The 14,082-nt window shown below is 49.8% G+C and carries 11 protein-coding genes; 7 read left to right on the plus strand and 4 right to left on the minus strand.

The window, feature by feature from the left end; genetic code table 11:
* Positions 1-33 precede the first annotated feature (33 nt).
* From ACO0LF_RS19535 to ettA, 4 genes are all read right to left on the minus strand, one after another.
* The gene (locus ACO0LF_RS19535) at positions 34-2,229 is read right to left on the minus strand and encodes a protein kinase domain-containing protein (protein WP_423017009.1); all 2,196 of its coding nucleotides are present in this window, start codon (positions 2,227-2,229) and stop codon (positions 34-36) included.
* Positions 2,230-2,475: 246 nt separating this feature from the next.
* Entirely contained in the window at positions 2,476-3,063 is a 588-nt protein-coding gene (locus ACO0LF_RS19540; RefSeq protein WP_423017011.1) for an IMPACT family protein, read from the minus strand.
* 159 nt (positions 3,064-3,222) lie between these two features.
* On the minus strand, positions 3,223-3,627 hold the full coding sequence (locus tag ACO0LF_RS19545) for a flagellar basal body-associated FliL family protein (RefSeq protein WP_423017013.1): 405 nt from the start codon (positions 3,625-3,627) through the stop codon (positions 3,223-3,225).
* Positions 3,628-3,944: 317 nt separating this feature from the next.
* The gene (ettA, locus tag ACO0LF_RS19550; protein WP_423017015.1) at positions 3,945-5,612 is read right to left on the minus strand and encodes an energy-dependent translational throttle protein EttA; all 1,668 of its coding nucleotides are present in this window, start codon (positions 5,610-5,612) and stop codon (positions 3,945-3,947) included.
* Positions 5,613-5,856: 244 nt separating this feature from the next.
* Here ettA and ACO0LF_RS19555 point away from each other — a divergent pair, with 244 nt between their 5' ends.
* From ACO0LF_RS19555 to ACO0LF_RS19585, 7 genes are all read left to right on the plus strand, one after another.
* Positions 5,857-6,471: an OmpW/AlkL family protein gene (locus ACO0LF_RS19555; RefSeq protein ID WP_423017017.1), complete on the plus strand. Its 615-nt coding sequence runs from the start codon at positions 5,857-5,859 to the stop codon at positions 6,469-6,471.
* Between the two features lie 286 nt (positions 6,472-6,757).
* Complete coding sequence (locus ACO0LF_RS19560; RefSeq protein WP_423017019.1) at positions 6,758-8,005, plus strand: efflux RND transporter periplasmic adaptor subunit; 1,248 nt, start codon at positions 6,758-6,760, stop codon at positions 8,003-8,005.
* Positions 8,006-8,033: 28 nt separating this feature from the next.
* Positions 8,034-8,699: an ABC transporter ATP-binding protein gene (locus ACO0LF_RS19565; RefSeq protein ID WP_423017021.1), complete on the plus strand. Its 666-nt coding sequence runs from the start codon at positions 8,034-8,036 to the stop codon at positions 8,697-8,699.
* Positions 8,700-8,709: 10 nt separating this feature from the next.
* Positions 8,710-9,945: an ABC transporter permease gene (locus tag ACO0LF_RS19570; protein ID WP_423017023.1), complete on the plus strand. Its 1,236-nt coding sequence runs from the start codon at positions 8,710-8,712 to the stop codon at positions 9,943-9,945.
* The gene (locus ACO0LF_RS19575; RefSeq protein ID WP_423017025.1) at positions 9,945-11,147 is read left to right on the plus strand and encodes an ABC transporter permease; all 1,203 of its coding nucleotides are present in this window, start codon (positions 9,945-9,947) and stop codon (positions 11,145-11,147) included. The genes ACO0LF_RS19570 and ACO0LF_RS19575 overlap by 1 nt, the downstream gene beginning before the upstream one ends.
* Positions 11,148-11,269: 122 nt before the next feature.
* The gene (locus ACO0LF_RS19580) at positions 11,270-12,673 is read left to right on the plus strand and encodes a sigma-54-dependent transcriptional regulator (RefSeq protein WP_423017027.1); all 1,404 of its coding nucleotides are present in this window, start codon (positions 11,270-11,272) and stop codon (positions 12,671-12,673) included.
* Positions 12,670-14,034 (plus strand): sensor histidine kinase, encoded by a 1,365-nt coding sequence (locus ACO0LF_RS19585; RefSeq protein ID WP_423017029.1) that lies wholly within the window; start codon positions 12,670-12,672, stop codon positions 14,032-14,034. Before ACO0LF_RS19580 ends, ACO0LF_RS19585 begins: the two co-directional genes overlap by 4 nt.
* Positions 14,035-14,082: the final 48 nt, after the last annotated feature.

The raw sequence follows: 14,082 nt of genomic DNA on the forward strand, positions 1-14,082 counted from the left end.
ATAGATGATGTTTTATTTATGTTGGCGATATCGCTAATTTGCTTTGTATCTCAGGTCTTTTCTAAGTTCTAATAAATCAGGTTCTGACTCGATCATTTTTTGAGGATAGCCCAATTCTCTCGCCAGCAGGATTGCATCCAACGCAGGCTCTCTCTTACCAAGCAATTCATATGCCAGGCCAGAACGAAATTGAACATCTGCGCTTTTGGGAGCAAGTCTTAAGGCTTGTTTTATGAGCGTCTCTGCAGAGGACTGTTGCTGTAATCTTGCTTCATAGAGTGCCATACGTGAAACAAGCGTTACGTCATTTGGTGCTCTAAGCAAGCTGGTGGCTAATAACTCTTTGGCTTTTGTATAGGATTTCTGTGCTTCAAGTTTTCTTCCGGGTAGCCAAAGTAATGTGTCTGCCAAATTTGCCCAACCTAAATAGTTGTTTGGATTTCCTTTATCAGGGGAGACAGCTTGTTCAAAGGCATCTGCCGCCGCTGCGTAGTCGCCGCGTGCAAAAAGAGCGTTTCCCAAGTTTGCGAAAAGAGATGCACTGGGTCGAATTTGTAGACCCTGCTGTAGCACTTGAAGTGCTTCTTCAAGACGGTTTTGATATAGTAAGACAGCATTTAAGTTTGAGTAAGCAACTACAGCATCAGGTTGTATTTTGATACTAAGCCTAAACAATTCCTCTGCCATTTTGTAATTATGTTGTTGAAAATATATAGTTCCAAGTGCGTCAGCAAATACTCTTTCTTGAGGAAATTTCTTGAAACTATCATTTGCTAATTGCGTTGCTTCTTCAAATCTACGTAACTGAGTAAGCGATTTAACTTTTCCATAAAGTGCAAAAAAATTTCCCGGATCTAGTTTTAATGCTTGATCAAATTCTGTAATGGATTCATTACTTTTACCTTGTCTATCAAGTACCCAAGCATATGCAACATGGGTAAGACTGATTTGATTTCCGAGCCTTAAACCTTGTTGTGCGCTGGCTATAGCTTTTTGTAACCAAATTTCATCTTTCCCATCGCTGGCGTAGCGGAATCCGAAGGCTAAAGATAGCCCAGCCGCCGCTGCTGCATTGTTAGGATTATGTGTAAGGATTGATTCAAAATTCTTTACTGCTATATCGATACTTCCAGGTCGGTCAAAGACCTTGAGAGCTTCCAGCCCTAGCTTCATCGCCAATGATTCTGAAAATGGTTTCAACGACATCTTGTCAATTTCAAGGTAAGGCATTGCTTGCCAAGCCCCATAACCCAGTGCGACGATAATGGCGCCGACGATAGCAAAGCGTTTAGGCTTACTGAGCTTATTCCATCCTTTGCCTGAAACGCTGCTTACATTCCCAGCACCACCCGCTGTCACCATTACAGGCACACTCACCAACCCACGCAATTGCTCATGCACCTGCTGCATACTGCTCAGGCGTTTCTCAGTCTGTCTGGCCGTCATCGCCCGCGCCAGCTTGATCAGTTCTGGCTTGCATCCTGTCGGGAATTCCCAGGTGTCGGAGTTCGATTGCATCAAAGCGGCAGCCAGGGCCAGGCCGCTGGCGTTGGCGAAGGGGCGTTGGCCGGTCAGGGTTTCGTAGAGGATGACGCCGAGGGCGTAGATGTCGCTTTGGGCATTGGCAGGATTGCCCATCATGCGTTCCGGGGCCATGTAGGCTATCGTGCCTTGCGGGTCCAGCTGGCTCATGGACGTGGTGGCCTGGGCGTCGATTTGTGAGGCCAGGCCAAAGTCGAGTATGCGCACTTTGCCGCCGGGTTCTACCATCAGGTTCGATGGTTTCAAGTCGCCATGGATGAGGCCGCTGGCGTGGGCTTCTTGCATGGCTTCGGCGACCTGGCTGATGATGTTGATGACTTGCTGTTCTGGCAGAGGTTGTTGCGGGTGTTGCTGCAGTAATTGCTTCAGGGTCAGGCCGGGCACCAGTTCCATGACGATGGAATGGCTATTATCTTCATCTTCAATGGCGAAGATCTTGACGAAGGCGGGGTGCTTGAGGGACGCGGCCAGGCGGGCTTCTTTGAGCAGGCTGGTGGTTTGTGCTGCACCCTCTGTGGCTTTGAGCTGTTTGATAGCGACAGGGCGACAGAGTTTGCTGTCCCAGGCTTCATGGACTTGCCCAAAGCCGCCTTCTCCCAGACGTTTTTTGAATTCGTAATGTCTGAGGCTGACGCTTTCTTCATTCACATCAGTAATGCCGCTGCTAGCCAGATTGGTATTTTGCATTTGTTTCTTGCATGGTTATTATTTTTGATGCCGCGTTTGCTACTTGCAGCTATCTATCCACGCAAGATAGTTGCTATTCGTAAGCAAATGTAAGGGCAATAATACTGCGAACTTTATTACAAAACTGTGTACTCAGAGTGACAAGTAGACCTATTTTATATGTAAATGACATGTTAATTGACAGTAATTTACATGTAAAAAGCTTATGCGCCCAAATTGAGCGTAGGAGCGGGAAGTTGAATGGTTTTAGTCAGGCTTGATGATGCTGACTTGCCCTTTTAGCATTTCTATCAACTCGGCTTCAAAGTTGCTGGCGAGTTTTTGCTTAAGGCTGATGCTGATGATGGTGGATTCGGTATAGGCCAGCTCGGTGACGCTGGCGGAGAATTTGTCGCACAGGCGGCGTACATGGGATTCGTCGGCATAGGTGCAGATGATGTCCCACTCAAACATGTATTCAACTTCTGTCAGCTCGGCCACCTTGAAGGCATCCGAAATGGCCTGGCCATAGGCGCGGGTCAGGCCGCCAGCACCGAGCTTGATGCCACCCCAGTAGCGTACGACCACGGCCAATACATTGGTGACGTTCTTGTGCACCAGCACGTTGTACATGGGTTTGGCGGCAGTGCCGGATGGTTCGCCATCATCATCGAGGCCAGAGTCGCCGGTGCAGATCAGGGCCCAGCAGACATGCACGGCATCCGGGTGCTGGGCGCGTATGCTGGTCAGTTGCTGGCGTGCTTCGGCGCGGCTGTTGAGCGGGTAGAGCTGGCCCAGGAAACGGCTTTTCTTGATTTCTATTTCGGCAAAAGCAGGGGCGGCGAGCTGGTACATGGGATGCGCGATAGGGCAAAGCCGCTATTCTGGCGGCTAATTGCTGTCCGGTATACATAAATGCGGGATTACGCCCAGACTGGCGTAATTGCTGGTGCTGGCTCAGCCTAACTGCAGGACTTGTCGTAACAGGATCATGCCCAGCGGTTTTGCCAGGGCTTACTGGATAACGAAGTTTTCAAAAAACACATCAGTCACACCATCGTGTTCTTTGAGTTCCAGGGTCTTGTTGACGCGATCCTTGATTTCTTCCATCAACTGGTGCTTGCCTTCCAGGCTTTGCAATTGTTCGCCATCCTTGCTGCTCAGTAGCAAGATCAGGGTATGCCTGACCTTGGGCATGAACATCTTTATTTTTTCGCTGACTTCTGCATTGGCAATTTGCAAGGCCATGCTGAGTTGCAGGTAGCGTTCAGTAGTGGAGAGATTAACAACAAAAGCTTCCAGCTTGGCCGTAGAGCCACCGCCTGCGCTGGCACTGCCGCCAGAATTGGCGCTGGCCAGACCAGTTTGCATGAAGAGAGCCAGGCACAGCAAGAAAGGGAGTAAGTGTTTTTTCAACATGAGATTTATCCGTGCGTATCAGTGCCCGAGAATGTCAGGGCTGACATAAAACTGCGCCAGCAAAGTCATCGTGAGCGGCCAGCTACTAAAACCAGCCGTCTTCGCCATTGCCTTGCCGGGACAATATTGTGTAAGCCCCGCCGTATTGATCTTTAGCTTACCGCATTGCAACAAAACATTCTGTTAAACAACTTAAAAACAACTTAAAACCAAATAAAAAATTTACTTCATTGCCTTGTCTTGCCTGGTTTTTGCGATAGGCCGGTTTGCTATCAAACTGGCCTATGCAAATGACATACCTGCCAGCTAGCTAAGACTTATACGGTCAAAGGCTTGTAACGGATGCGTTTAGGTTTTGCACCTTCTTCACCCAGGCGTTTTTTCTTGTCGGCTTCATATTCCTGGTAGTTACCATCAAAGAAGCTGACTTGTGAATTGCCTTCAAACGCCAGGATATGGGTGGCGATACGATCAAGAAACCAGCGGTCATGCGAAATGACCATGACACTGCCAGCAAATTCCAGCAAGGCATCTTCCAGCGCACGCAGGGTTTCTACGTCCAGATCATTGGACGGTTCATCGAGCAGCAAGACATTGCCGCCTTGCAGCAGGGTTTTGGCCAGATGCAAACGACCACGCTCACCACCAGAGAGGTTGCCAACGATTTTTTGCTGGTCACCGCCCTTGAAGTTGAAGCGGCCAAGGTAGGCACGCGAAGGCATTTCAAAACGACCTACCGTCAGGATGTCAGCACCATTGGCCACATCTTCAAACACGGTCTTGGTATTGCCGAGGTCTTCACGCGATTGATCTACCAGCGAGATTTTTGCTGTCTGGCCCAGTACGACTTCACCACTGTCTGGTGTTTCCAGGCCCTTGATCATCTTGAACAAAGTCGATTTACCGGCACCATTAGGGCCGATGATGCCGACGATGGCACCAGGAGGGATCTTGAAGCTCAGGTTATCGATGAGCAGGCGGTCACCAAAGGCTTTGCTGACATTCTTGAATTCAATGACTTCATTACCCAGGCGCTCGGCCACAGGGATGAAAATCTCCTGGGTTTCATTGCGCTTCTGGTATTCATGCTCGCTCATTTCATTGAAGCGGGCCAGACGTGCCTTGCTCTTGGCCTGACGCGCTTTAGGGTTCTGGCGTGACCATTCCAGTTCTTTTTGCAGCGCTTTCTGGCGGGCGGATTCGGTCGCTTCTTCCTGCTTCAGGCGGGCTTGCTTCTGATCCAGCCAGGAAGAGTAATTGCCTTTCCAAGGGATGCCATGACCACGATCGAGTTCCAGAATCCACTCAGCCGCATTGTCGAGGAAGTAGCGATCATGGGTAATTGCCACCACAGTGCCAGGGAAGCGCAACAGGAATTGTTCCAGCCAGTCGACAGATTCTGCATCCAGATGGTTGGTTGGTTCATCAAGCAAGAGCATGTCTGGCTTGGACAGCAATAATTGGCACAGGGCGACGCGGCGTTTTTCACCACCGGACAAGACAGCTATCTTGGCATCCCAGGCTGGCAGGCGCAGCGCATCGGCAGCCATTTCCAGTTGCAGTTCTACATTGTCACCTGAAGATGTGGAGATGATGGCTTCCAGACGCGCCTGCTCGTTGGCCAGGGCATCAAAGTCAGCGTTTTCTTCTGCATACGCTGCATACACTTCTTCCAGCTTGGCCTTGGCTTCAAACACTTCGCCCAGCGCAGATTCAACTGCCTGGCGCACGGTTTGTTCAGGATCAAGCTGCGGTTCTTGCGGGAGATAACCAATGTTCAGGTTAGGCATGGGCACGGCTTCGCCCTGTATGTCCTTGTCTATGCCTGCCATGATTTTCAGCAGGGAAGACTTGCCTGAACCATTCAGACCCAGCACGCCTATCTTGGCGCCAGGGAAGAAGGACAGGGAAATATCTTTCAGAATTTGGCGTTTCGGCGGAACGATCTTGCCGACGCGATTCATGGTGTAGACGTAATTGGCCATTTTTCTTGAATTTTCATAGGGAATAGGAATGCCTGCAAGGATACCTCAAGCCAGCCTGTGACGGAATATGCGATCCAAATTATGTCCAGTCTGTACAGGTTTAAGGCACATCAGCGCAGTTCGTTTGTCCTGCAAACACGCAAATTTGTGCTTTGCAACAGTTTTGCGCTAGCTCAAGTCCCTGCCAGCAGTGTGGATTTACACTTTGTTCATCCCTGTTGATTATTGAGAAAAGGAAATAAAAATGAAAAAATTAGTCATTGCCCTCTCCCTGGCCGCCATAGGTTTTACTGCTAGCCAGGCCATGGCGCAGGAGCAAAGCCCATGGCAAGTGCGCGCCCGTCTGGTGAATATCAGCCCGGCAGACAAGTCCGACCCGGTCGCCGGTGTTGGTGCGGCAAATCGCATCACTGTCGATAGCAAGGAAATCCCGGAGGTGGATTTCACTTACTACTTCAGCCCTAACTGGTCGGCAGAATTGATTTTGACCTATCCACAAAAACATGACGTTATGCTCGATGGTGTCATCATTGGTACTTTCAAGCATTTGCCACCGACGTTGACGGCGCAATACCATTTTGCGCCCGATGCACAAATCAATCCTTATGTTGGTGCTGGTCTGAATTACACCCGCATCTCGGACGTGAACTTGCTCAAAGGCGCAGGCGGCCTGGAAAACAGCAGCATAGGTCTGGCCATACAGGCGGGTGTGGATTTTAAACTGGATAAAAACTGGTCTTTGAACCTGGATATCAAAAAAGTGCAAATCCGCAGCGACGTGACTATCGCTGGCGCTAAAGTCAGTGCAGTCAAGATAGACCCATGGCTGGTAGGCGTGGGTCTGGGCTATCGCTTCTGATGTAGCCTTGCTGGCAATATTTTAAGCCAGCCTCAAACACAGACAGAACAAATGTAGCCCTGCTCCCCCTTCCTGACAAGAAGGGGGTTTTTTATTGGGCGATACTTTCCCTCCCTCATGCACCGTGCTAATTCGCACACTGACGTTCGCTGGCGAACGCAATATTCCCTCTTTTTCTCATTTGAGATTATCTAAGTGACTGATTTTAAATGATTTAATTTTATATCTGCAGCAGGCACGGCGCTTGCAAACCTGATCTGGCAATACACTCAGCTCAGGTTTGGATATGGATCAGGTTATTAGCCAGGACACACTTAAAAAGCGCAAGCACAGGACCATATTCTTGCTGGCTGCCATCGCCATTTCCCTCACTGGTGCAGCCTGGGCTGTGAATCGCATGATCAGCCCGGGTGTCAGTCTGGGTGAAATCCGGGTGGGAGAAGTGCGCGTCGGCGCGATCGATAACACCATCAATGCAGCAGGCGTGGTAGTCCCCGTCCATGAAGAACAATTATCCAGCCCGAATCAATCGCGCATCACAAAAGTCATTGCCAAGGCGGGGCAGAAAGTACATACCGGTGAATTGCTGATGGTACTGGATGACCACACCATACGCCTGGCCATCGATAATTTGCGTGAACAGATTTCCCAGCAGGACATCAAGGGCCAGGTGCTGGCCATGGAGATGGATGCCAACCTGAAAAAAATTGCCAGTGAAATGGAATTGCTGGAGCTGGATTTGCAAAGCAATAAAGTCAAGCTGGCACGCTTTCAAAAACTGGGCGCCATAGGCATCACTTCGGCAGTGGATTTGCAGGCTGCTGAGCTGGCGGTCAAGCGTAATGAAGTGCAAATACGCCAGCACAAAGAGACATTGACAGATACCCGCCGCACCACACAAAGCAATATCGAGGCCGGACGTCTGCAAAAATCCATCTTCCAAAAGCAGATGGAATTACAGCAAAGACTGCTGGAGCAAACCCAGGTCAAGGCACCTTTTGATGGTCTGTTGACCTGGATGCTGGCTGACGAAGGTGCCAGCGTCAATACCGGGCAATTGATTGCCAAGGTCTCAGAGCTGAGTAATTTCAAGGTAGAGGCGACAGTATCCGATTTTTATGCGCGTTATCTCAACCCTGGCCAAAAAGTCAGAGTGGAATACAGTGGGCAAATCATGGCTGGTGAAGTGCAAACCATCTTGCCCGAGATACAAAACGGCACGGTGAAACTCATCGTGATACTGGATCAGTCTAACCATCCCTCGCTCAGACACAAACTCAGGGTGGATGTGAATATCATCACCGAGCAAAAAGCCCGCAGCCTGGTCGTTGAAAATGGCCCGGCGATCAGTGGCAAGGGGCGGCAGGATGTGTATGTGCTGGAAGGTGGCAAGGCAGTCAAACGCAGCGTAGAAATAGGCCTGGGTGACAGCAAGCTGGTTGAAGTATTGCAGGGGGTAAAGGCGGGAGACAGGCTGGTGATTTCAGATATCAGCCATCTCAAGCATTTAAGCAGTTTCAGGGTATTTCAATAAAATTCAACAAAAAATCTAATCAGGAGCAATGATGATCAAACTGGACAATGTCAGCAAAACCTATCAAACCGATAAAGTCGAAACCCTGGCTTTGCGCGATATCAATTTGCATGTAAAAAAGGGAGAGTTTGTCTCCATCATGGGGCCTAGCGGTTGCGGTAAGAGCACGCTGTTGAATCTCATAGGTTTGCTCGACAGACCAGGCAAGGGCAAGATAGAAGTGGACGGGGCCGAGATGAAAGTCTGGCGTGATAAAGAACTGGCCAGGCTGCGTAACCGTACCTTTGGTTTCATATTTCAAAGCTTTCATCTGATCAATGATTTGCGTGTCATCGACAATGTAGAGCTGCCTTTATTGTACCGCTCTTGCAGCGCCAAAGAGCGCCGCCGTCTGGCAGAAGAAGCACTGGCCAGGGTGGGCTTGTCTGCGCGCATGGACCATTATCCCAATCAATTATCCGGTGGGCAGCAGCAAAGGGTGGCGATAGCCCGCGCCATGGTCGGTCGCCCCAGTGTCTTGCTGGCCGATGAACCTACCGGCAACCTGGATAGCCAGATGGGTGCCGAAGTCATGGATATCCTGCTCAAACTTAGCCATGAAGGCACGACCGTGGTCATGGTCACCCATGATGAGCGCCAGGCCAAACAAGGCGGCCGCATAGTCCGGGTATTTGACGGCCAACTGGTCGCTTAGAGGTGATGTCATGCTAAAGAATTATTTCCAGATTGCCTGCAAAGTATATATGCGGCGTAAATTATTTACTGCCATTAACCTTTTGTGCATTGTGCTTACCATGGTGGTTTTGCTGGTGGTGACGGCTATCTTGCAAACGGCGTTTTATCCCAAGGGGGTGGAAGGTAAGAGCGAGCGTTTCTTGCAAATCAATACTGTCATGCAAATCAGCAAGAACGGTACGATGAGAAGTCCCGTGGGCTATAAGGTCATAGACCAGTATTTGCGCAAGATGAAAACGGTTGAAAAGGTGGCCGGGGTGACCGGGCCTGAATCTGTTTCTGTTTATCAAAAAGATAGTGTCAATGAAATCATGATGCGCCGTGCTGATGCCGAGTATTGGCAGATACTCGATTTCAAGGTCTTGTCAGGTAGAGTACCGAGCGAAGACGATGTCAAGCAGGGGCGTTTTGTGGCCGTGATCAATGAAAGCACGGCAAAGAAATTGTTTGGGCGTGAAGCCGCCGTAGGAAAAAAAATCAATACCGGTGGCCAGCAGTTTGAAATTATCGGCGTCGTCGAAGACACATTGCACCTGAACGCTTATTCTGACCTGTGGGTACCGGTCACCACTTTTCCAAGTTCAGAATACCGCGAGCAATATGCAGGGAATTTCAATGCCCTGTTAATGGGCAAGAGTGCTGCAGATCTGCCCTTGATCAAGGATGAACTCTTGCAACTGGTCAAGCAGATCAATGCTGACGACCCCAAGCATTGGGAGCATACCTATATCTGGGCGGATGGCAAACTGGATTTCTTTGCCAGGGGCTTGTTAAGCCGTGATGATATGGCCGATTCGGGGGCACCGATGTTTGTGGGCGGCATCATGCTCGCCATGTTGCTCTTCATGCTGTTACCGGCGTTAAATCTGGTCAATCTGAACTCCGGGCGCATCATGGAAAGAGCTGCCGAGATTGGTGTACGCAAGGCTTTTGGTGCGAGTAACCGTGAGCTGGTCAAGCAATTCGTCATGGAAAATATCCTGCTTTGCCTGGTGGGTGGCATTGTCGGGCTGATACTCACCAAACTGACCCTGATCTGGCTCAGCAATGCTGATCTGGTGCCCTATATGAAAGTGGATTTGAGTTCCATGGTGTTTGTCTATGGCTTTGCCATCGCCATCGTGTTTGGCGTCTTGTCTGGCGTTATTCCGGCATGGAAAATGTCTCGGCTTGATCCTGTGCTCGCCTTGAAAGGAGCTGCATAATGTTTTTCCATATACTCAAACCTATCTGGAAGCGTAAGTTCAAGAATTTATTATTGAGTCTGGAAATTCTGCTGGCCTTTTGCGTGGTATTCGGGCTGGCTTTGATGAGCGCACGCTATTTTCAGTTGTATCACTTGCCTACAGGTTTTGCCTATCAGGATGTGTGGTCAGTCAGCATGCTGGGTACAGGTGAAGCCGATACCAAGAACGATGCCAGGGTAACTGAAAATTTTCAACGCAGCCTGGCTGCCATGCCCGAGGTAGAGCAAGTTGGTTTCATTACTCATTCACCTTATAGCAACGCGACCTGGACTACGGATTTTTATCTGCCTGATAGTAATTTCAGATATTCCATCCATATGGCAGAAATGGCAGATGAAACACCAGGGCTGTTAAAAATGAAATTGCTGGAAGGGCGTTGGTTTTCCAGTGAGGATGAGGGGCGGGCTGAAAGAGCCATTGTCATCAATAAAAAAATGGCAGAGCTAATGTTTCCCGGCAAGAGCCCGCTAGGACAAGTGATTGCCGACACTGAATCTGGTGGAAAAAATATCAAGCTGTTCCGTGTCATGGGTGTATTCGAAGACTATCGCAATAAAGGCGAGTTCATGGCACCCACCACATTTGCCATCATGCGTTATTCCAAAGCCACCGGAGAAAGACGCATGGAAACTGCACTGGTCAAAGTCAAGCCGGGTACTGCGCGTGCCTTTGAAGAAAAACTGCATCAGCAATTGAAACTCATACGCAGCGACTGGGGTTATAAAATCTCACCTTTGGCGGATATGCGTCAATCCAAGATGACAGAGGACACCATACCTTTGGTGATCCTGGCAATCATGGCGGTTTTCCTGCTCATCATGGTGGGCTTCGGCTTGTTTGGCGTACTTTGGCAAAATACCACGCAGCGTATACCAGAAATTGGTTTGCGCCGGGCTATCGGGGCGCATAGCGGGCATATCTACCAGCAAATCGTGACTGAGCAATTATTGCTGAGTTCCATTGCCATGCTGGTGGGGATGGTATTGTTGATACAACTACCTTTGACTGGTGTCCTGGGAGAGTCCATCAACTGGCCTATCTTCATGACAGCCACTGCGATTTCCATGGCTGTCATTTATGCTATCTCTACGCTTTGCGCGCTTTATCCTGCCTGGCGGGCCAGTCGCCTGAGTCCTACCGAAGCATTGCACTATGAATAAAATATTTTAGCCCTGAATTCAGGCTAAAACGTTTAAGATAGCCCCTCAAGGCAATCACAGCATCCACACTTGCGGGTGTGGATGCTGTATTCCTGCTCCTACTCACTGCAATAGATAAGGTCATGCCAGAAGCTTTAGCAATCCCACGTATCCTGATCATAGATGACGACAACTCGGTGCTGGTGTCGCTGGCCTTGCTGTTGAAACAATCGGGCTATGCCAGTGTCAGTTGCGATGAGCCGCAGCAAGCCATGCAGATACTGGCTAGCCAGCAGATAGACCTGGTTTTGCAGGATATGAATTTTTCTCTGCAAACCACCGGTGAAGAAGGCCTGGCGCTGCTGGCTGACATCAAGCGCCTTTATCCAGCCTTGCCCGTTTTATTGATGACGGCCTGGGGTTCGATCGCCCTGGCGGTACGTGGCGTCAAACTGGGGGCTGCAGATTTTTTTACCAAACCCTGGAGCAATACCCAGTTACAGGAACTGATACGCACTACCCTGGATGTGGCGCAAGGCGCCATGCCTGGCAATGCCAGCCGCCAGGCACTGGACCAGCAATATAATTTCAATGACATCATTGGTGAGCATCCCGAATTGCTGAAAGTATTGGCCACCATAGGGCGGGTGGCCAGGACCAATGCCTCAGTCCTGATTTTGGGCGAAAGCGGCACAGGCAAGGAATTGATCGCAGATGCCATACACCGCAATAGCCCGCGTGCTGGCAAGCCCATCGTCAAGGTTAACATGGGGGCGGTGACGACCAGCTTGTTTGAAAGCGAAATGTTTGGTCATGTACGCGGTGCTTTTACAGATGCCAAGAGTGATCGCAAAGGCCATTTCGCCATGGCTAGCCAGGGTAGTTTATTCCTCGATGAGATAGGCGAGTTGAATCGTAATGACCAGGTCAAGCTGCTGCGGGTATTGCAAAACCAGAGTTATCAGGCGGTAGGTGCCAGCAAGACTGAGCAGGCTGATGTGCGGATTATCTCTGCCACCAATCGTGAACTGGCTGAACTGGTCGCCACGAATGAGTTTCGTGAAGATCTGTATTATCGCTTAAACCTGATTACCATACGCCTGCCCCCCTTGCGTGAACGCCGCAGTGATATCCCCCTGCTGGCCCATCGTCTGATGACGGCCCTGGTCAATAGTTATGGCATGCAGGCAGTCAGCCTGGCACCGTCGGCCTTGCACTGGCTGAGTAGTCGTAGCTGGCCTGGCAATATACGCCAGCTCAAACAATGCCTGGAACGCACTTTGCTGCTGGTCGATAAACCCTTGTTAGAGCAAAATGACTTTTTATTTGCTGAGCAGCATGAAGAAGCACAAGGCCAGAACCTGAGTATCGCTGGCATGACGCTGGACCAGGTAGAAAAACTCATGATAGAAAAAGCCATGGAGCAGCATCAGGGCAATATCACCCGCGTGGCCAAGGCCCTGGGTTTGAGCAGGTTTGCCTTGTACCGACGTCTGGAAAAACACCAGATCAGCAGCAATGAAGTTGATGCAGAAGGTCAGCAATGAGCCTGAAGCGACGTTTGCTGGCTTATTTGTTTTTTATTCATGGGATTTTCCTGGTACTGGCTTTCAGTTTTTATCTGAGCCAGCCCCTGCTGATCATAGTTCTGGAGCTGGGCCTGGCATGCAGCCTGGCTTTGGGTATTTACCTGGTCAATAAAGTCTTGCAACCGCTGGATTTTGCCCAGCAATTTCATGATCTCTTGCAGGATGAAAATTATGCCAGCCGCCTCAAGCCGGACAGCAATCAGGAAATCAATGAATTGATTGTTTTATTCAACCGCATGCTGGAAGCCCTGTATAAGGAAAGACTGGAACTCGGTGAGCAGCGTGGCTTCCTCGACCGCTTGCTGGAGGCAACACCAACGGCAGTCATCGTCTTTGATTTCGATGGCAAGATCAGCCTGATGAATGCCAGTGCCCAGGGCTTGCTGGGCGTGACAGAAATGAGCAGGCTCAGCCTGCCTGAATTATTGCAGGACCATGCAATAGCGGCCAAGCGTGAATTGCTGGGCAGTTTGCATGATTTGCTGCCCGGCGAGAGCACGGTATATAGCGATACGGAAGGCCGGCGTTATCGCTGCCAGAGAAATCAATTTACCGATCGCGGTTTCAAGCGCGATTTTTTATTGATAGATGAGATTACCGCTGAACTCGCCAGCTCGGAAAAAACCACCTATGAAAAACTCATACGCGTACTCGCGCATGAGGTCAATAATACCGTTGCCGCCACAGGCTCGGTACTGGAGTCACTCTTGTTTTATAGCGGACAATTGCGTACTGAAGATAGCCAGGATTTCAGCACCGCCATCGCTGCCGTCAGAAAGAGAAATGGCAATCTCGGTGAATTCATAGAGCGATTCACCCGCGTCGTCAAAATGCCTGAACCTGAATTGAAACCGCATGATCTGGCAGCCATGCTCGATGGCATCATCTATCTGTATCGCCAGCAATGCAGTGAATTGGGGATCAGTTTCAACTGGCTGCAGCGGGATGAATTGCCCTTGCTGTTACTGGATGCGCCCTTGATGGAACAGGCTTTGCTGAATATCGTCAAAAATGCCATAGAAGCTGTCGAGGCTGCCATCAGAAGTGGTCAGCAAGAGAGAGGAAGGGGTTATGTGCACATCAGCCTGACGAGAAACACGCATGAGCAGCAAATCCACTTATCGGTCAGCGATTCTGCAAATCTTTTGTCAGATGTACCTCATGGGCAATTGTTCACCCCTTTCTTTACCACCAAGAAAGGCGGCCAGGGTATAGGCCTGATGTTTGTGCGTGAAGTATTGAACAGGCATGGCTACAGCCATAAATTGATGACAAATAGCCAGGGCGAGACCAGCTTTGATATTCTCATTCCAGGCTGAATCAGAAAATTTCTAGCCTCATACGCAAATTTTCTATACACCCTATAA

Source organism: Undibacterium sp. Di27W (assembly GCF_049340345.1).
Taxonomy (GTDB): Bacteria; Pseudomonadota; Gammaproteobacteria; order Burkholderiales; family Burkholderiaceae_D; genus Undibacterium.